The 18,182-nt window shown below is 65.5% G+C and carries 13 protein-coding genes; 4 read left to right on the top strand and 9 right to left on the bottom strand.

The genetic code is table 11. From position 1 onward, the window contains the following. Nucleotides 1-13 precede the first annotated feature (13 nt). The 3 genes from Q1L59_RS13905 (at nucleotide 14) to moeB (ending at nucleotide 2,755) form a co-directional block, all read left to right on the top strand. Nucleotides 14-1,426, top strand: coding sequence for a S41 family peptidase (locus Q1L59_RS13905; RefSeq protein WP_300333214.1), 1,413 nt, complete (start codon nucleotides 14-16; stop codon nucleotides 1,424-1,426). 23 nt (nucleotides 1,427-1,449) lie between these two features. Beyond that, on the top strand, nucleotides 1,450-1,875 hold the full coding sequence (locus tag Q1L59_RS13900; protein WP_300333213.1) for a hypothetical protein: 426 nt from the start codon (nucleotides 1,450-1,452) through the stop codon (nucleotides 1,873-1,875). Nucleotides 1,876-1,984: 109 nt separating this feature from the next. Further along, a complete protein-coding gene (gene moeB, locus Q1L59_RS13895) occupies nucleotides 1,985-2,755 on the top strand; it encodes a molybdopterin-synthase adenylyltransferase MoeB (protein WP_300333211.1) in 771 nt (256 codons plus the stop codon). Here the strand turns inward: moeB and ribD are convergent. The 9 genes from ribD to prsT all read right to left on the bottom strand — a co-directional run bounded on the left by ribD (nucleotide 2,736) and on the right by prsT (nucleotide 16,781). Continuing rightward, nucleotides 2,736-3,836, bottom strand: coding sequence for a bifunctional diaminohydroxyphosphoribosylaminopyrimidine deaminase/5-amino-6-(5-phosphoribosylamino)uracil reductase RibD (gene ribD / locus Q1L59_RS13890; protein WP_300333260.1), 1,101 nt, complete (start codon nucleotides 3,834-3,836; stop codon nucleotides 2,736-2,738). The two genes, moeB and ribD, sit on opposite strands and share 20 nt — an antisense overlap. A 5-nt stretch (nucleotides 3,837-3,841) precedes the next feature. Beyond that, nucleotides 3,842-4,312, bottom strand: coding sequence for a transcriptional regulator NrdR (gene nrdR / locus Q1L59_RS13885; RefSeq protein WP_300333210.1), 471 nt, complete (start codon nucleotides 4,310-4,312; stop codon nucleotides 3,842-3,844). Then, nucleotides 4,309-5,571: a serine hydroxymethyltransferase gene (gene glyA, locus Q1L59_RS13880; protein WP_300333208.1), complete on the bottom strand. Its 1,263-nt coding sequence runs from the start codon at nucleotides 5,569-5,571 to the stop codon at nucleotides 4,309-4,311. Before glyA ends, nrdR begins: the two co-directional genes overlap by 4 nt. A gap of 100 nt (nucleotides 5,572-5,671) precedes the next feature. Beyond that, complete coding sequence (gene purL / locus Q1L59_RS13875; RefSeq protein WP_300333206.1) at nucleotides 5,672-9,691, bottom strand: phosphoribosylformylglycinamidine synthase; 4,020 nt, start codon at nucleotides 9,689-9,691, stop codon at nucleotides 5,672-5,674. Between the two features lie 178 nt (nucleotides 9,692-9,869). Continuing rightward, nucleotides 9,870-11,225 carry an erythromycin esterase family protein gene (locus tag Q1L59_RS13870; protein ID WP_300333204.1) on the bottom strand — a complete coding sequence of 452 codons (1,356 nt, stop codon included), beginning with the start codon at nucleotides 11,223-11,225 and terminating at the stop codon, nucleotides 9,870-9,872. Next, the gene (locus Q1L59_RS13865; protein ID WP_300333202.1) at nucleotides 11,212-11,967 is read right to left on the bottom strand and encodes a cytochrome c3 family protein; all 756 of its coding nucleotides are present in this window, start codon (nucleotides 11,965-11,967) and stop codon (nucleotides 11,212-11,214) included. Before Q1L59_RS13865 ends, Q1L59_RS13870 begins: the two co-directional genes overlap by 14 nt. After that, entirely contained in the window at nucleotides 11,964-12,554 is a 591-nt protein-coding gene (locus Q1L59_RS13860; protein WP_300333201.1) for a hypothetical protein, read from the bottom strand. The genes Q1L59_RS13865 and Q1L59_RS13860 overlap by 4 nt, the downstream gene beginning before the upstream one ends. Beyond that, nucleotides 12,555-13,826, bottom strand: a complete 1,272-nt coding sequence (locus Q1L59_RS13855; RefSeq protein WP_300333200.1) for a 2Fe-2S iron-sulfur cluster-binding protein — start codon at nucleotides 13,824-13,826, stop codon at nucleotides 12,555-12,557. 195 nt (nucleotides 13,827-14,021) lie between these two features. Next, a complete protein-coding gene (gene prsT, locus Q1L59_RS13850; RefSeq protein ID WP_300333198.1) occupies nucleotides 14,022-16,781 on the bottom strand; it encodes an XrtA/PEP-CTERM system TPR-repeat protein PrsT in 2,760 nt (919 codons plus the stop codon). 371 nt (nucleotides 16,782-17,152) lie between these two features. On the opposite strand from prsT, the gene Q1L59_RS13845 reads away from it, so the two are divergent. Next, nucleotides 17,153-17,926 (top strand): PEP-CTERM sorting domain-containing protein, encoded by a 774-nt coding sequence (locus Q1L59_RS13845; protein ID WP_300333196.1) that lies wholly within the window; start codon nucleotides 17,153-17,155, stop codon nucleotides 17,924-17,926. Nucleotides 17,927-18,182 lie beyond the last annotated feature (256 nt).

Here is an 18,182-nt window from a genome sequence, read left to right as displayed (position 1 = left end):
TGGAGTGAGACCAATGGGCAAGTTGAAACAGGCCGGACTGGTGTGCGCCGGAGTGGTCGGCGGTGTGCTGATCAGCCTGCAGTTTTCGGCGCTCGCCGAAAAGGAAACCCGCGCCGTACTGCCCGTCGAAGAGCTTCGCACCTTTGCCGAAGTCTTCAATGCGATCAAGACCGGCTACGTCGAGCCGGTCGAAGACAAGAAGCTGATCACGCACGCGATCAGCGGAATGGTTTCAAATCTCGACCCGCACTCGAGCTACCTCGACGCCGACGCCTTCAAGGATTTGCAGGTCGGCACGCAAGGCGAATTTGGCGGCATCGGCATCGAGGTCGGCATGGAAGATGGCCTGGTCAAGGTCGTCTCGCCAATCGAGGACACGCCGGCCTATCGCGCCGGCGTCAAGAGTGGTGACCTGATCTTCAAGATCGACGATACGCTGGTCAAGGGCCTGACCTTGAACGAGGCGGTCAAGCGCATGCGCGGCAAGCCGAGGTCGCAGATCAGGCTGTCGATCATGCGCAAGGGCGAAGCCAAGCCGATCGAGGTGACGCTGACGCGCGAAGTCATCAAGGTGCAGAGCGTCAAGTCGAAACTGGTCGAAGACGGCTATGGCTATCTGCGCATCACGTCCTTTCAGGAGAACACCGGCGCGGCCGTCGTCAAGCACCTGGGCGACCTGTTCAAACCGGGTCCGCTGAAAGGCCTGGTGCTCGACCTGCGCAACGACCCGGGTGGCCTGCTGAACAACGCCGTCGGCGTATCGGCTGCTTTCCTGCCACCGGATACGCTGGTCACCTCGACCGACGGGCGCACGCCGGACGCCAAGCATCGCTATTACGCATCGCCGACCGACTATCTGCGCGGCGGCCGCGACGATTACCTGAAGGCTTTGCCGCCGGAAGCGCGCAAGGTGTCGATGGTCGTCCTGGTCAACGGCGGTTCGGCCTCGGCGTCCGAGATCGTCGCCGGCGCGCTGCAGGATCACAAGCGCGCCATCGTCCTCGGTACGACGACTTTCGGCAAAGGCTCGGTGCAGACCGTACTGCCCCTGCCCGGAAATACCGCCATCAAGCTGACGACGGCCCGCTATTTCACGCCCTCGGGCCGTTCGATCCAGGCCAAGGGAATCGTTCCCGACATCGTCGTCGAAGAGACGGCCAACGGCGGATCGGCGCAACGCGTACGCGAAGCCAATCTCGAACATCACCTGGACGCAAGCAAGGATACGCCCCAGCCGGCCAAGGAAGCGCCGGCCAAAGCGGCTCCGGCGAAGAGCACCGCCAAACCGAAGCCCAGCAGCCAGAAGGACGACGCGGAGGAAGCAGCCGAACTGCCGAGCCGCGAGCTTGCTTCGAAGAAGGACTATCAACTGACACAGGCGCTCAACCTGCTCAAGGGCATGCAGATCATGCAAGGTCCCCGCTAGCGTTCGGCGCCGGGAGAAAAGACGTGAAACGAGCGGCAACACGCGTCCCCGAAGTGGCGCCGATCCGCAAACAGAGGGCCATCCTGTTCACCCGATTTCCGCCCGGGCAGGTTCCCGAGGCGCGCGACTTCCTCAGCACGATCGACCGCCTGGCCGTCGACGCGCCGTCCCAGGACCGCGTCGTCGGCGTCGCCTACGACCTGCGCGACCACACGCTGGAAGAGATCGAAGGCGCCCTCGAAGACCAGGGTTACCACCTCGACAACACGCTGATGAGCAAGATGATGCGGGCGCTGATCTATTACGTCGAAGAGACTCAGTTGCACAATCTCGACACGCCGCATCGGCCGCTGAAGCGATCACAATCGGAAGCCTACACGCACGCCTGGGAGCGGCATCCGCACGGCGATCACGACGATACTCCGCCGGAGTGGCGCGAATACAAGTAGTTGCCAGCCAAGGTATGCGCCTGCCCGGGGCGGCCCGACGCGGTTTGCCGGACGCGCGGTTTGCTGGTCGCGCGGTTTGCCGGTCATTATCCAGGCGGAGTGCCGACGAATGAATGATCATCAACTGCTGCGCTACAGTCGGCACATTCTGCTCGACGAGATCGGCATCGAGGGCCAGCAGCGGCTGCTCGCGGCGACCGCGCTGGTCGTCGGGGCCGGCGGCCTGGGCTCGCCGGCTGCGCTCTATCTGGCGTCGGCTGGCGTCGGCACAATCATCCTGGCGGACAGCGACAGCGTAGACCTGAGCAATCTGCAGCGCCAGATCCTTCATCGCCAGGAGAGTATCGGCGCCGCGAAAGCGACCTCCGGCAAGAAAACACTGGCCACGATCAACCCCGAGGTCGAAGTTGAAGCCGTCGTTGCCCGCCTCGGCGGCGAGCAGCTCACGCGGCTGGTCGACCGCGCCGATGTCGTTCTCGACTGCTGCGACAACTTCGCCACGCGGCACGCGGTCAATCAGGCCTGCGTGCGGCAAAGAACCCCGCTGGTTTCCGGCGCCGCCGTCCGCTTTGCCGGGCAGCTCAGCGTCTTCGACAGCCGGCGCGACGATGCGCCGTGCTACAACTGCCTGTTCCCCGAAGGCGACGACGTCGACGAGCTGCGTTGCGCAGTCACCGGTGTGTTCGCCCCCTTGACCGGAATCATCGGCGCGCTGCAGGCGGCCGAGGCGCTGAAGCTGCTCACCGCCAGCGGCGACCCGGCGGTCGGCCGCCTGCTCCTGTTCGATGCGCTGACGCTCGACTGGCGCAGCGTCAGGTTCGCGCGTGACCCTCTGTGCGCCGTCTGCGCGGGCAGCGCGCTCAGGCCAGGCGAGCGATAAGCCGCAGATCGTCGCCGATCTGGCGCAGGTCGCGCACGATCAGCTTGCGCTTGTCGAGCAAGGAAACGAGCGGCGGCAGGTCGAACATGCCGTACGCCGCATCGCCGACCAGACACGGCGCCAGATAAAGCAGCAGTTCATCGACCAGACCGGCGTGCAGCAGAGCGCCACTCAGCCGGCTGCCTGCTTCGACGTGAAGCTCGTTGATTTCGCGCCGCGCAAGTTCGCCGAGCAGCCGCGGCAGGTCGACCCGGCCGTCTAGCCCGGGCAGTACGACGACCTCGACGCCGGCCTGCTCGACCGCGGCAACCCGCTGCTGATCGGCAACCGCCACGGCCAGCAGCAGGCGCCCCTGGCGCAAGAGCCTGGCGCTCAGGGGAAATTGCAGCCGACTGTCGACGACGACTTTCAACGGCTGGCGAAGCGCTTCCGTCGCCGGCGCGAGCGCGCGTACGGTAAGCTGCGGATCATCCGCGCGTACCGTACCGATCCCGGTCAGGATCGCACAGGCGCGCGCGCGCCAGCGATGGCCATCGCGCCGCGCCTCGGCACCGGTCAGCCACTGGCTGCTGCCATTGCGCAAAGCCGTTTTGCCATCCAGGCTGGCCGCCAGCTTGAGACGCACCCATGGGCGCGAACGCTGCATGCGGGCGACGAAGCCGACGTTCAACTCGGTCGCCTGATTGGCCAGCAAGCCACATTCAGTACGCACGCCGGCCGCCTGCAGACGCGCCAGGCCGCGTCCGGCGACCAGCGGGTTGGGGTCTTGCATCGCCGCGACGACGCGCTCGACGCCGGCCGCCAGCAAGGCTTCCGCGCACGGCGGCGTACGACCATGATGCGCACAGGGTTCGAGCGTGACGTAGGCGGTCGCCGCGCGTGCTGCGCCGCCGGCTGCCGCCAGCGCAAGCGCTTCGGCATGCGGTTCGCCGGCGCGCACATGCCAGCCTTCGCCAACGACCTGTCCGGCGCGCACCAGGACGCAGCCGACACGCGGGTTGGGGGTCGTCGTCTGCAGACCGCGTTCGGCAAGGCGCAGCGCGCGCGCCATGAAGTCATGGTCAGCGGCGGTGAACTCCACCTGCATCAATGACCAAGCGCTTGCGGCGGGTGGGAAACTTCGCGCACGACCTGGGAAAACTCGTCGACGTCCTCGAAGTTGCGATAGACCGAGGCGAAGCGAACGTAGGCAATCTTGTCGAGTTTCTGCAACTCGCGCATGACCATTTCGCCGATGACTTCCGAGGCCACTTCGCGCTCGCCGAGAGCGCGCAGCGCTTCTTCGATGCGCCCGACTGCCGCGTCAACCGCCTGGCTGCCGATCGGCCGCTTGCGCAGCGCCAGCCGGAAGCTGGCGGTCAACTTTTCACGGTCGAACTCGACGCGCGAACCGTTCTTCTTGATCACCTGCGGCACGCGCACTTCGGCCCGCTCGAAGGTGGTAAAACGCTTGTCACAACTCAGGCAGCGGCGCCGGCGGCGGACGAGGTCCCCATCGTCGTTGATGCGCGTATCAGCGACTGTCGTATCGTCCGCGCCGCAGAACGGACACCTCATCCGCTGCGTTCTCCGCCATAGACCGGGAAGCGCCGACAGAGCGCGGAGACCTCGTTGCGCACGCGACTGAGTACTTCGGCGTCGTTCGGCGCGTCGAGCACGTCGGCAATCAGGTGCGCCACCAGTTCGGACTCGATCTCGCTGAAACCGCGCGTCGTCATCGCCGGCGATCCGATGCGGATGCCGGAAGTGACGAAAGGCTTCTGCGGATCGTTCGGAATCGAGTTCTTGTTGACCGTGATGTGAGCGGCGCCCAAAGCCGCTTCCGCCTCCTTGCCGGTCAGTTGCTTGCTGCGCAGGTCGAGCAGGAAGACGTGCGACTCGGTACGCCCGGAAACGACGCGCAGGCCGCGCTGCTCGGTCAGGACGCGCGCCAGAACACGCGCGTTGGCGACCACCTGTTCCTGGTACTTGCGAAAACCCGGCGACAGCGCTTCCTTGAAGGACACCGCTTTGGCGGCGATGACGTGCATCAGCGGGCCGCCCTGCAAACCCGGGAAGACCGCCGAATTGATCGCCTTTTCGTGTTCCGCCTTCATCAGGATGACGCCACCACGCGGACCACGCAGCGTCTTGTGCGTCGTGGAAGTGACCACGTCGGCGTGCGGCACCGGGTTGGGGTAGCAACCGGCGGCAATCAGGCCGGCGTAGTGCGCCATGTCGACCATGAAAATGGCGCCGATGTCGCGCGCAACCTGGGCAAAGCGCTCGAAATCGATGCGCAGCGCGTAGGCCGAAGCGCCAGCAATCAGGATGCGCGGCTTGTGCTCGTGCGCCAGTGCTTCCATGCGCGCGTAATCGATCGCTTCCTTGCTGTCGAGCCCATAGGCGACCACATTGAACCACTTGCCCGACATGTTGAGCGGCATGCCGTGCGTCAGATGGCCGCCTTCCGCCAGGCTCATACCCATGATCGTGTCGCCGGGTTTGGCAAAAGCCATCAGCACGGCCTGATTCGCCTGCGATCCCGAGTTCGGCTGAACGTTCGCCGCGTCGGCCGAGAACAGCCTTTTCAGCCGATCAATGGCTAATTGCTCGGCGACGTCGACGTATTCGCAGCCGCCGTAGTAGCGCTTTCCGGGATAGCCTTCGGCGTATTTGTTGGTCAATTGCGAACCCTGCGCCGCCATTACCGCGTGGCTGACGTAGTTCTCCGAAGCAATCAGTTCGAGATGGTCTTCCTGGCGGCGATTTTCCTTCTCGATCACCCCCCAGATCTCGGGGTCCACTTTCGCCAGCGTATCCTTAGCCGAAAACATCGCACGCCTCACAAGCTAACAAAAAGCTATTCTACCATGCCCACCCTGGCACCCGGCCGGACCCGCCGGGAACGTCGCTTGGTGCACCCGGCGGCAGGCGTCAGCCGAGCCAGGCGCGCGCGTTGCGGAACATGCGCAGCCAGGGCGAATCGTGCCAGCCGCGCGCCTGCCAGTCGGCCGGGTGCCACGACATCTGGACGCTGCGGAAGACCCTTTCCGGGTGCGGCATCATGATCGTGCAGCGACCGTCGGACGTCGTTACACCGGTGATGCCGCCGGGCGAACCGTTCGGGTTGTACGGGTAGACTTCGCTCGCCGCGCCCTGGTGATCGATGTAGCGCAAGGCGACGAGCGCCCCCTCGCCCTGCCCGCCCGGCGAGAACACCGCCCTGCCCTCGCCGTGCGAAACAACGACCGGCAGGCGGCTGCCGGCCATCCCGGAAAGGAAGAGCGACGGCGAATCGAGCACCTCGACGAGCGAGAAGCGCGCCTCGAACTGTTCGCTGCGATTGCGCGCGAAAGCCGGCCACGCGGCGGCGCCGGGGATCAGATCCTTGAGCGCGCTGAGCATCTGGCAACCGTTGCAGACGCCCAGGGCAAAGGTATCCGGACGGGCAAAGAATTCGCCGAAAGCGCTGCGCGCGCGCTCGTTGAAGAGGATGGTCTTCGCCCAGCCGCGCCCGGCACCGAGCACGTCGCCATAGGAAAAGCCACCGCAAGCCGCCAGGCCGGCAAAGTCGGCGAGCGCCACGCGCCCGGCCAGAATGTCGCTCATGTGCACGTCGATTGCGGCGAAACCGGCGCGCTCGAAAGCCGCCGCCATTTCGACGTGCCCGTTCACGCCCTGTTCGCGCAGGATGGCCACGCGCGGACGCGCGCCGCGATTGAGCAAGGGCGCCGCCACGTCGTCTGCCGGATCGAAGCGCAGGCTGACCGACAGTCCGGGATCGGCGGTATCGAGAATGCGGTCGTATTCCTCCTGCGCGCAGGCGGGATCGTCGCGCAGTTGCTGCATGCGAAAACTGGTTTCCGACCAGGCGCGCTGCAGTTCAACCCGGGCCTCGTCGAACACCGCGCGCGCGTTGCGGATCAGGCGGACGTGATCAGTCGCGTTCGGCGCGCCGATGAAATGCGTGCACGCACCGAGTCCGCAGGCGCGCAGGACGCCCATCACCTGACTACGTTCAGCCCGGCGAATCTGCACGACGGCGCCGAGTTCCTCGTTGAACAGGGCGCGTATCAGCTTTTCGAATGAACGACCGCCGAGCAGGTTCGGCCGCTTCTCGTTGCCGTCGACGTCATTGATCAGCGCGTCGTAACACAAGCCGTCGGTGTCGATCGAGACGCCGCAACGCGCGGCAAAAGCCATCTCACAAACGGTCGCGAAGAGTCCGCCGTCGGCGCGGTCGTGATACGCGAGGAGCAGACCGTCGGCGGCCAGCCGACGCACCGCCGCGAAGAAGGCAGGCAGGCGCGCGGCTTCGTCGAGGTCGGGCGCCTCGCTGCCGGTGGCATTGAACACCTGCGCCAGCGCCGACCCGCCCAGGCGATCGCGCCCGCCGCCGAGGTCGATCAGCAAGAGGTCGGTCTCACCGGCGTCGAGCACCAGTTGCGGCGTCAGCGTGCGCCGCGCATCCTGTACGCGGGCAAAGGCGCTGACGATCAGCGAGAGCGGTGCGACGACCTGTTTCGCCGATCCCTCGCCGGCAATGGCCGGCTCGCGCCAGAGCGTACGCATCGACAGCGAGTCCTTGCCGACCGGAATCGCGACGCCGATCTGCCGGCAAAGATCGACCACCGCGCGCACCGTATCGAACAGCCTGGCGTCCTCGCCTGGCCAGCCGGCTGCGGCCATCCAGTTGGCCGACAGCTTGACCTCGGCGAGCGTGGCAATGTCGGCCGCGACGATGTTGGTCAGCGCCTCGCCGACCGCCATGCGGCCCGCGGCTGGAGCATCGATCACCGCCACCGGCGCCCGTTCGCCAATCGCCATCGCTTCGCCGCGATAGCCCTGAAAGCTCATCAGGGTTACCGCAACGTCGGCGCAAGGCACCTGCCACGGACCGACCATCTGGTCACGTGCGGTCAGCCCGCCGACGCTGCGGTCGCCGATCGTGATCAGGAAGGTCTTGTCGGCCACTGCCGGCAGGCGCAGCACACGGTACGCGGCGCTGCGCAGATCGACCGCGGTGGCGTCGAACGGCACGCCGAGAGCTGCGGTATGCGCCGCCAGACGCGTCATGCGCGGCGGCTTGCCGAGCAGCGCCGCCATCTCCATGTCGACCGGCCGGTTGGCGAAATGGGCATCCTCGACGAGCAGCCGTGCTTCCGCCGTCGTTTCGCCGACGACCGCGAAAGGACAGCGCTCGCGCTGGCAGATCGCCGTAAACTCGGCCAACCGGGCAGGAGCAATCGCCAGAACGTAGCGCTCCTGCGCTTCGTTGCACCAGATCTCGGCCGGCGACATGCCCGGTTCCTCGATCGGCACCGCGCGCAGGTCGAAGCGCGCCCCACTGCCGGCGCCATGCGCCAGTTCGGGCAGCGCATTCGAGATGCCGCCGGCGCCGACATCGTGCAGCGAGAGAATCGGATTGCCGTCGCCGACCGTCGAGCCATCGCCGCGCGGAACGCCCATCTGCCAGCAGCGGTCGATGACTTCCTGGGCGCGCCGCTGGATCTCCGGGTTGCCCCGTTGTACCGAGGCGAAGTCGAGGTCTTCGTTGTTGCTGCCGGTATTCATCGAACTCGCCGCGCCGCCGCCGAGACCGATCAGCATCCCCGGCCCGCCGATCTGAATCAGCAGCGTGCCCGGCGGCAGGCGCTCAGCCTTCAACGACTGGCCGGCAGCAATATTGCCCAGACCACCGGCGAGCATGATCGGCTTGTGGTAGCCGCGCAGCAGGCGCTCGTCACCGGCGCCGGTGAACTGCTCGTAGGTGCGGAAATAGCCGGCCAGGTTGGGACGACCGAACTCGTTGTTGAACGCCGCCGCGCCGATCGGCCCTTCGAGCATGATGGCCAGCGGCGAAGCGATGCGCGGCGGGCGTCCGTAAGCCGCCGTCGCCGCCTCCCAGGGCTGCGGCGCGGCTGGCAGGTTGAGGTTGGAAACCGAAAAGCCGCACAGGCCGGCCTTGGGTTTCGAGCCGCGACCGGTCGCCCCCTCGTCGCGAATCTCGCCGCCCGAGCCGGTCGCCGCACCCGGAAAAGGCGAAATCGCCGTCGGATGATTGTGCGTCTCGACCTTGGCCAGAATGTGCGTCGCTTCCTGATGATAGGCATAGGCGCCGGCGGCGTCCGGGTAGAAGCGCTCGACGAGTGCACCTTCGAGCACCGCCGAGTTGTCCGCATAGGCCACGACGGTGCCCGCCGGATTGGCCTGATGCGTTTCGCGGATCATGCCAAACAGCGTTTCGCTGCGCGCCTCGCCGTCGATCACCCATGAGGCATTGAAAATCTTGTGCCGGCAGTGCTCGGAATTGGCCTGCGCGAACATCATCAGCTCGACATCGGTCGGGTTGCGTCGCGCCTTTCCGAAGACCTCGTTCAGGTAATCGACCTCGTCCTCCGACAGCGCCAGGCCGAGACGCAGATTGGCCTGGGCAAGCGCAGCGCGCCCGCCGGCCATCAGGTCGACGGTGCTCAGCGGCTTGGCCGGGAAATGCTCGAACAACTGGCTGGTCTGCGCGAAGGTGGCGAGAACGCTGTCCACCATGCGGTCGTGCAGTACGCCGGAGATCGCCGCGCGCTCTTCGGCCGACAGCGTCCGCCGGCCGCCGTCGATGCGATACGCAACGCCACGCTCGATCCGCTCGACAGCCGACAAGCCGCTGTTCCAGGCGATGTCGGTCGCCTTCGACGACCAGGGCGAGATCGTCCCCAGGCGCGGCGTGACGAGAAACAGCTCGCCCGGCTCGTCCGCCGGCGCGGCGGTCTCGTCGAGCAGCGCGCCGAGTTGTGCGCGCTCACCATCGTCGAGCGGGCGACGGGTAGCGACGAAGTGCCAATGGACGGCGCTGACCACCTGCGCCCGGGCGACCACCGCCTGCACATTACCCTGCAGGCGCTGCAAACGGAACGATGAGAGCGCTGAAGCGCCGCGGAGAAAGAGAAGGTAGGCCATGATGGGCGGCGGGAAAGGGCGGCGAAGCCTGCGTTGACGAAGAGAGGAAGACAGCGCGAACGAGCGCCGACGATTATAGCCGACCGGCAATCCGCCTGACCGCTTGCCGCCCGCCGTCGAGCCGGACGAGAACGCAGCGCCGACACCAGCGCGCCGCATGCCGGCACGCGGCGCGCGATCAGGGGAGCGGCGTCACCGCCTGGGTCACCCCCAGGTGGATCAGCGCGTCGAAGCGGCGCGCAGGCAAGGACAGCGAATAGTGGTTTTCGATTTCGGCTTCCGGCAGATAGCTGACGCCGACCGCACGATCGAGCCGGCGCACGTCGAGCTGGTCGATCAATTCTTCGTTCTGCCGGAAGATGAGCAGAAAATTCGCCATGCCGGTTTGCTGCAAGAGGTGCGACCAGCTTCCGGCGACGGCTGGCCGCAGCTTCCGCCGACGATCCGGCGTCGCCCAGCCGGTCGCCGCGCGCACGCTGCCGCGGTAGGTCGTCAGACCGACCAGATACGCGCCCTCGCCGTACTCCTCGCGCATCAGTTGCCCCAGCGAAAGCTCGCCGACGTCGGCCTGAGCGCTGGCGCGCGCATCGCCCTGATGCGTGTTGTGCGCCCAGACGACAACTTTGCCGTGCCGCTCGCGCAGGCGGCGAAGCGTTTCGGCGAGAAAGCGCTCGCGCGAATTCCAGCTCACCAGGGCGCCTTCGCTATAGAGCAGGCGGTAGTAGGCCTCGGCCGCGACCAGCGAACGCGCGCTCATCATCGCCGAGAAAGCCGCCGGATCGCCTTCGGCGCGGCGCTCCATCGCGGCGCGCCGACGCTCCACCTGGCGGGCACACGAAGGAATCGCCGCGCGCGCCAGATCGCGGCCGTAGAGCTGCGGGTCGAGCTGCGCGCGCGAGTACGGCGCAAAACAGCGGTAATCGCGTCGCGCCCGCCTGGCCTCGGCGGGATCGCGCCGTTGCAGGTGGTGCACGACTTCGGCGACCGCTTCCGGAACGCCGTACAGGTCCATGCCATGAATCGAGACGCGCGGCTCGCCGGCCGGCGCAGCGTCGTTGATCGCCTTCAGGCGTGCGAGGAAAGCGGCGAACTCGCGGTTGCGCCAGACCCAGCGCGGAAAACTCTGCATCCGGCTGAACGCCTCAGCCGGCGGCAGATCGCCCAGCTTTCCCTGGACGAAATCGTCCAGGCGAGTCGCCGACGCCCATCCCGCCTCCAGAATCAGCGCGCGAAAGCCCTTTTCGGTGATCAAGCGCTGCGTCAGACGCGCGCGCTCGTCGTAGAACTCGGCGCTGCCATGCGTCGCTTCGCCCAGCATCACCACCTGCGCGTCGCCGATCGAGGCAAGCAGCGGATCGTAATCGGCCGCTGCCTGAACGACGGGAATGGCATGCGCACGCAGCGCAGCGACGACTTCGCCGTCGCTCGCCAGCGGCTGTGCTGCCGCCAGGCGAGTCAACGCCAGCAGGGCCAGCAAGGCCGGCAGCGCCAGCAGCACCCCGCCCCAAGTGGCGCGAGGCTCAGTCGTCGTCATGCTTGCGGCCGTGTTTTCGGTCGCGTTCGCGTTCGCGCTCGCGTCCCGGCATCCGGATGTCGTGCTCGTCAGCGCTGCGATGGCATTCGACGCAGTTCCTGAAGTCGCGGATTCCCTCTTCGATGTGCTCACGCCGAATCTTCTCGGGAGTATGCTCGTGGCAGCCATAGCAGGTATAGCGGGCATGGTCGTTGCGCAGGTGGCAGGTGACGCATTGCACATTGTGATCGCGATCGAGAACGAAATACTTGTTGTGATCGAACGAGGCGGGAACCCACTTCTCGTCGCTATGGCACTGGCTGCAATTGCCGGTGATCTGCTGATGCAGCGCGTCCTTCGGCGACTTATGGCAGGCCTGACATTCCTGACGCGCGTCTGCGCGCAGCAAGGCGTGCTTGAAGCGGCCGGCGCCGGGCAGGCGTTTCACCCCTGCATGGTCGCCATGGCACGCCAGGCAATCCTGCTGCATCAGCTTCTGATGAAACGCGACGCTGGTCAGCGGCTGCTGAATCGGCTGGCCAAGCGTCGTGACACGGCCGATCTCGGCCGGCTTGTGACAGACCGTGCAGCGCTCGGTCGTCGCGCCAAGAAGCGGTACGTGGCAGGCAAAACAGTCGGCTTCGAGCTTGCTGTGACCGGGAATCAGCTTGCCCGGGGCCAGCATCAGGTGCGGATAGACGAAGGCGAGGACGGCCAGGGCGATGAGATTGGCCGCCAGAACGAACTTGAGGGTCTTGCTCATCGCCACCCCCAGAACAGGAAAATGCTGACGATGTGTCCGAGCGCCAGCACGACGAAGACGACGAAGATCGGAATGTGCACCTTGCGCCAGCGGGTCATCGCGTCGAAGGTCACCGACTCCCAGAACATCGCCTGCTCGACCTCGGTCTTCGACAAACCGCGCAACTGGTAATGCTCGCGTTGCGCCTGAACGTGCTCGCGCGCGCGGCGCAGCAGCATCTTGCCGACCATGCCGCTGATCACGTTGATGCCCATGGCGATGGTGGCCAGCCACGGCAGAATGGCGTTGAAATGGATGCCGGCGTGAATCAGGACCATCAGCGAACCCAACCAGGTGCCGGCCTCGTGCATGCTCAGCCACGCCCTGACGTTACCCGCGTTGATCACCTTCCGCTTACGCAGCGAGTAGATCAGCGACACGATGATCAGCAGGGTGCCAGGAATGCCGAGATAGCGCCCCACCCAGACCAGATCGAGGCGGTGCAGCAGATAGTCGCCGGCAACCGTCGCCACCCCGAGCAGGGTAACCAGCAGCGTGAACGGAAGAATATGCTTGCGCCAGAGCGAGCCGCTCGCCGCTGTACCCATTCAAGCCTCCAGCGTCAGATGCGTCTTCGGCGTGCAGACGCAGAGCAGACAAGTGCCGGCTAGCGGATCGTAGTCGGGAGTTTGCCGATACGAGACTTCACCGGAGACGATGGTCGTCTGGCAGGTGCCGCAACCTCCGGCGCGGCAGCCCGAGTCGACGGCGACGCCCTGCGCTTCCGTAAAATCCAGCAGATTGCCCGACTGCGCCGACCACTGCGCCTTCTTGCCCGACTTGGCGAAGGTGACGGTGATTTCGTTCGCCGGGTCGGGCAAGGCATGCTCGGCCAGCGCGGCGGGTTCCGCCCGACGCCGCAGGCCGGAAGCCGGGCCAAAAGCCTCGAAGTGGATGCGCGAATCCGGCACGCCCCAATCCGCCAGCGCCGGCAGCAAGGTTTCCATCATCGGCGCGGGACCGCAAATGTAGTAGTGGTAAGGCTTCAACGGCAGTTCCATGCGGAACAGATTCACCCCGACCCGCCCGTGGTACTGAAAGTCTCTCCCGAGTTGATCCTCGGGCAGCGGATCGCTGAAACACAGGTACAGATGAACACTTGGCGCAGCCGCCGCCGCAGCACGCAGGTCGGCCAGGAAAGCGCCTTCCCGACTGTTGCGCAGCCCATGGAAAAACCGGATCTCGCGCTCGGGCTGGTGTATCCGACACCAATTGAGCATGCTGAGCAGCGGCGTGATCCCGATTCCACCAGAAACCAGAACGACCGGAGCACTACCCGCAGCAAGGTAGAAGTGCCCCGACGGAGCACGCACCTGCAATGTCGCGCCGACCTGCACATCGTCGTGGAAAAAATTCGACGAGCGCCCGGCCGGATAAGCGCTCCCCGGCGGCGCCGGCACGCGCTTGATGGAAATGCGGTAGTAGCCGCTCGCAGGGGCATCGGAGAGCGAGTAGCAGCGGGTGATCGACGCGCTGCCGCGACCCTCCGCCTTGCCCAGCTCCAGACGAAAAGTCAGGAACTGACCGGGCAGATATGACGGCAGCGGCTGGCCGTCTGCCGGCTCGAGATAGAACGAGCAAATCTGTCCGCCAGCGTCTTCGCTCTCGCGTCGGGCAACCCGAAAGCTGCGAAAACCTGACCAGCCCGCCCTGTCTTCGTCGGGCAGACCCGCCACCGGCGCCAATTCGGCGGCTTCCGGCATCCCTTGCACAAGCCGTCGGTAGTCCTGCCAGTGCCGCCAGAAGCTGACGCCAAGGAACAGCCCCAACTGCACCGCAATGCCGAGGACAATCCAGAGCAGCAAACCGAGGGACGTCATGACGCGCGCTCTTACCGACGAAACCGTCAGGAGATTCTACGCTTGCCTGTGGCTATTCGGGAAACCGTCGTGCGCTTGCCGGTCGCCCGGTGACAGTTCACCCAGTGCCTGCGTCCGGCCGGCGGTGTTCGTCGCGCTCGCCTGGCGACGATCCGAGCAGCCGGCGGCCAACCGCGGCGACAAGCGAGCGCCGATTCACTGGATGTCCTTCAACTCCGCGTCCGCTTTGCCCAACCTGGCAAGGACTTCGAGTTCGCGCTGCGCGCCGCTCCGGTCGCCGGACTGGGCCAGCGCGCGCGCCAGGTTGCGGCGTGCGTCGGGAAGATCCGGCGCGAGGGCGGTGGCTCGCCTGAGAATCTCGATGCCGCGCGCCAGATCCCCACGTTCGACGAGCAGAAGACCGAGCGTATCGAGCACCGCCGGGTCGTCGGGTGCCAGCCGCCCGGCTTGTTGCGCATAGTCGAGCGCCCGCGCGTCACCCAGCACGCGCGCGGTCCAGGCCAGGTTGTTGAGCGTACGGAAACTGCGCGGAAAGTCGCGTACGATTTCCTTGTAAAGCCGCAGCGCGCGCGAATAATCCTTGTTTTCGAGGGCGGAATCGGCGAGGTAACTGCGCACGGCGAAGTCCTTCGGGTGCCGCTGCAGCCAGTCGGCCAGCGCGCCCGCGGCTTCCTGCTGGCGGCCTGCCTTGGTCAGCGTCCGGTGGACATCAATGACCAGTTGCGCGCTCTGCGTGCGCTCGATCCCGCTCTTCAGCACGCGCATGGCTTCCGGCCACTGGTCATTCTGAATCAGCACCTTGCTTTCCAATGAGTAGCCTATTGGAGCAAGCGGACTGGACCTTTGCAGGTCGCGTGCGGCGGCCAGCGCCGCCTCCGGTCGAGCCGCCTCGAGTTCCATGGCCACGACGCGCACGATCGCCGGCTCGTAGCCTGGGCGCAAGCCCAAAGCCTTGTGCAACGATGCGGCGGCGGCATCCTTCGCGCCGCCCGTCGATTGGAAGTCGGCCAGGCGAACGAGCAGTTCCGGCGAAGCGGGCGCCGCGGCGACTGCCTCGGCCTGCCGCATCGCCGCCACCTCGGGCTTGCCGGCGCGCTGGTAGAGCTCGGCCAGCGCGCTCAGCAGGCGGACATTGCCCGGAATTGCCTTGACCGCTTCCTCGGCGACGTCCAGGGCAATGTCCAGGTCCTTGCGGCTGGCGTAGTAGGCGGCAAGGGCTATCCTCGCCTCGACGCTCTCCGGCGCAACGGCCACCGCCTGCTCGATTGTCGCGCGCACCTTGGCGCGCTCGGCCGGCCTTTCGTCGAGCCAATTCGCGTAGAGCAGCAAGAGATCGGCGTCCTTGGGTCGCCGCGCCAGCGCTTCGACAAAACGCTGGCGCACGTGCTCAGCCTTGCCCTCGGGGCGCTCCAGACGGACCAGCTCGCGCAGCGCGGCGACGACCTCGGGACCAAGTGCAATCGCCCTGTCGAAAGCGGCAAGCGCCTCGGGCTTGCGCCCGGCAGCGGCGAGAAGCTCGCCTTCGAGCAGCGCGAAGCGGCCATCCGGCGGATGCCGCTCAGACCGCGCGGCGATGATCTGCAGGCCCTTGTCAAACTGCTTGCTGTCGATGTAATGCCGGACCAGAAACAGATCGGCGGAAACGCTCGATTCGTCGACCGCCGACGCCTGGAGCAGCGCTTTGACTCCCTGCTCGGTCGCGCCGCCCGCCATGTGGGCGAGACCAAGCCCCATCAGGACCTGCGCATCGGGCGCCGCCAGCGCCAGCGCTTTGGCGAACAACGCTTGCGAGGTTTTCGCATCGCCGGCCAGCAAGTGCGCTGCGGCTGCCAGCTTGAGCACCGCCGACTGTTCCGGAGCACGCGTCAGCAAATCCTGCGCAACGCTCAAAGCCTTCTCCTTGCGCTGCGTCTTGAGCAACAGCGCGAGCAGCGCACGGCGCGCCGGAATGTTGTCCGGCTCCTGGGCGATCACCGCGTTCAGCCCATTCTCCGCGCGTTCGAACTCGCCCAGTTCGGCGTCGATGTTGGCTGCCAACAGCAGCGTCGGCAGGAAGGCGGGATCGGCCTTCAGCGCCTGCGCCACATGCTCGCGCGCCGCCCGCAAGTCCCTCCCATGCAACGCAAACAACGCATCCAGGTGCGCCGTTCGCGGGTGCGTGGGAGCCACCCCGCGCAGTCGCTCGAGCTGAATCCTGGCCTCGGGGATGCGGCCCGCCTGCCAGAGCAGGACACTCGCCGCATACTGCGCGCCGACATCGGACGGCATGGCCAGCGTCAAGGCCTGCAGCGCCGCAATCGCCTGCGCGAGATTGCCGCCACCCAACGCAATATTCGCCTTCGCGCGCAGCGCTTCAATCGAATTCGGTTGCTCGGCGAGGACCTGGTCGATCGTCGACAGCGCCACATCGTGTTTCTTCTCGGCCGCACTCAGCATGGCCTGGACGATCGCCAGGCGCGCACCAGGGGGGCCGAGTGCAGCCACTTGCCGCACCACCCATCTGGCGTTCTCGACCTCGCCCTCGAGCAGATGGGCATGCGCCTGGCTGACCAGAATGTCCACCTGCGCCTCGGGCAAGCGGAGCTGCGACGCCACGAATTCGCTCAGCACCCGCTTGCCGTCACCGCTGTCGACCAGCGCCCGGGCGAGCAAAGGTTTGACGATTTCCTGATCGGCGCCGATCTCCAAGGCCTTGCGCAGTTCCTTCTCGGCGCCTGCCGCGTTGCCACTGTCAAGCAGAATCTGCCCCAACAGAACGAGCGCCTCACGGTAGCCAGGCTCGCGCTGCAGCAACCCGCGCAGGCGTACGGCAGCCGCCCCGGCATTGCCATTGGCCAAATCGGCACGCGCGCTGGCAATCGATTCCTGATAGTTATCGACACAAGCGCACAAAGCCACGACAAATGCCGCCGTTACGCCAAAAAATGTCAAAAACCGAAAAAGTTTCTTCTCCATGACTCGTCATTCTAATAGCTTCCGACGCTCCGTCAAGGCTTCCGAGCAGACTGCTTTATCACTGTAAAACATAACGAACAGTTGTTCTTCGGCGAATCGGCCGAGGGCTACCATCCGTTCGCCGATAAGAAATCCATTCACCGACCAACGATGTCCGGCGCTCTGCCCTCGGACATCGTCTACCGCCGTATCTTGTGTTGTTAGGGGTTTTCCAACACGCCGCAGCGCGCCTCCTTCTGCGCGGGCATGAGGAGTACGAAACGAAAATGGAGCCACTGACGATCACCAGTAGTTGCTGTTGAAGCGCAATCAGCATGTCTATGGACAGTGATGGCAAGGCTTTTGCCTATATTTTCTCAGGGAGAATGCTCATGATTATGAAGAGAATGGCGGCTGTCACTTGCTGGGGCTTCACCGCTCTCCTCGTGTGCACTGCCGCACAGGCGTCGGTATTTGTTGATTCAGCGAACTACGTCGGCAGCCGAGCGACCGTCGGAACAAGCGGCAGTGGCGGCGGACTGCAGTGGAACCCGGCGGCGGGAATATGGAGCGACGGGGGTTTCAGCATCAGTTGGCAAATCACCAATAACGGTGCCGACTACACCTACCGATACACCATCGACACACCGCTCAGCGGAAGTGCACAATTGAGCCACTGGCTTCTCGAATTGTCGCCGACCGACGCCAATGGAAACTCATTGGAAAGTTATTGGGAAAGTGTTTTCGTCAGCAACACACAAGGAGACTATTCCGATATTGGAATCGCCCCAGTCACTGCCGGCGATGTCGGCCCCGCTACCGGAGCGTCGAACGTCGGCATGCCGAGCGCCCTGTGGGGAGTAAGATTCACCCGGGACACCGCGCTGACTGAAACGGTAGTCCAATTCACGACGACCCAGGCCCCGGTTTGGGGTGACTTCTACGCGCGCGACGGCGGTGGAACCGGCGCCGGAACGATCTATGCATACAACCTGGGTTTCGGAACCGACCCGACTGCGGGTGCGACCAGTTTCCTCGACTGGATTGCCCGACCCGATGGCGATAGCCGGCTGCCCGAACCGACCAGCCTGGCGCTGCTCGCACTCGTCCTTACCGGCTGGGGAGTCGGAGCAATGCGCGGCAAGCCGAAAAAGGGATCGAACTGAGGAGCCCGTGCGGCAAACGCCTTTCCTGAACCGCCCCCGACGAGAGGACGGGCAGGCGCAGACGATGCTCGATTCGATGCACCATTGCTCCTGGCCGACCTCCCCCGACAGCGCTGTCGCGACCCGCTCCCAGACCAATGCTCTCAACGTATCAGAACAAAGTCATACACCGTTCTTGTAAGCATGTGATAGATGTGGCTTTTCTGTGAATTGTCTTGGGAATGAGCGATCGGGTTTTATGCGGACGAGGTTCTTG

Source organism: Accumulibacter sp. (genome assembly GCF_029255125.1).
Lineage (GTDB): Bacteria > Pseudomonadota > Gammaproteobacteria > Burkholderiales > Rhodocyclaceae > Accumulibacter.
Note: the sequence above shows the minus strand (reverse complement) of the source record. Positions and strands in the feature narration are given on the sequence as shown.

Excerpts from the sequence above, each read along its gene's own strand:
- Q1L59_RS13905 (WP_300333214.1), top strand. The coding sequence starts at position 14 with ATGGGCAAGTTGAAACAGGCCGGACTGGTGTGCGCCGGAGTGGTCGGC.
- moeB (WP_300333211.1), top strand. The coding sequence starts at position 1,985 with ATGAATGATCATCAACTGCTGCGCTACAGTCGGCACATTCTGCTCGAC.
- nrdR (WP_300333210.1), bottom strand. The coding sequence starts at position 4,312 with ATGAGGTGTCCGTTCTGCGGCGCGGACGATACGACAGTCGCTGATACG.
- glyA (WP_300333208.1), bottom strand. The coding sequence starts at position 5,571 with ATGTTTTCGGCTAAGGATACGCTGGCGAAAGTGGACCCCGAGATCTGG.
- purL (WP_300333206.1), bottom strand. The coding sequence starts at position 9,691 with ATGGCCTACCTTCTCTTTCTCCGCGGCGCTTCAGCGCTCTCATCGTTC.
- Q1L59_RS13870 (WP_300333204.1), bottom strand. The coding sequence starts at position 11,225 with ATGACGACGACTGAGCCTCGCGCCACTTGGGGCGGGGTGCTGCTGGCG.
- Q1L59_RS13865 (WP_300333202.1), bottom strand. The coding sequence starts at position 11,967 with ATGAGCAAGACCCTCAAGTTCGTTCTGGCGGCCAATCTCATCGCCCTG.
- Q1L59_RS13860 (WP_300333201.1), bottom strand. The coding sequence starts at position 12,554 with ATGGGTACAGCGGCGAGCGGCTCGCTCTGGCGCAAGCATATTCTTCCG.
- Q1L59_RS13855 (WP_300333200.1), bottom strand. The coding sequence starts at position 13,826 with ATGACGTCCCTCGGTTTGCTGCTCTGGATTGTCCTCGGCATTGCGGTG.
- prsT (WP_300333198.1), bottom strand. The coding sequence starts at position 16,781 with ATGGAGAAGAAACTTTTTCGGTTTTTGACATTTTTTGGCGTAACGGCG.
- Q1L59_RS13845 (WP_300333196.1), top strand. The coding sequence starts at position 17,153 with ATGATTATGAAGAGAATGGCGGCTGTCACTTGCTGGGGCTTCACCGCT.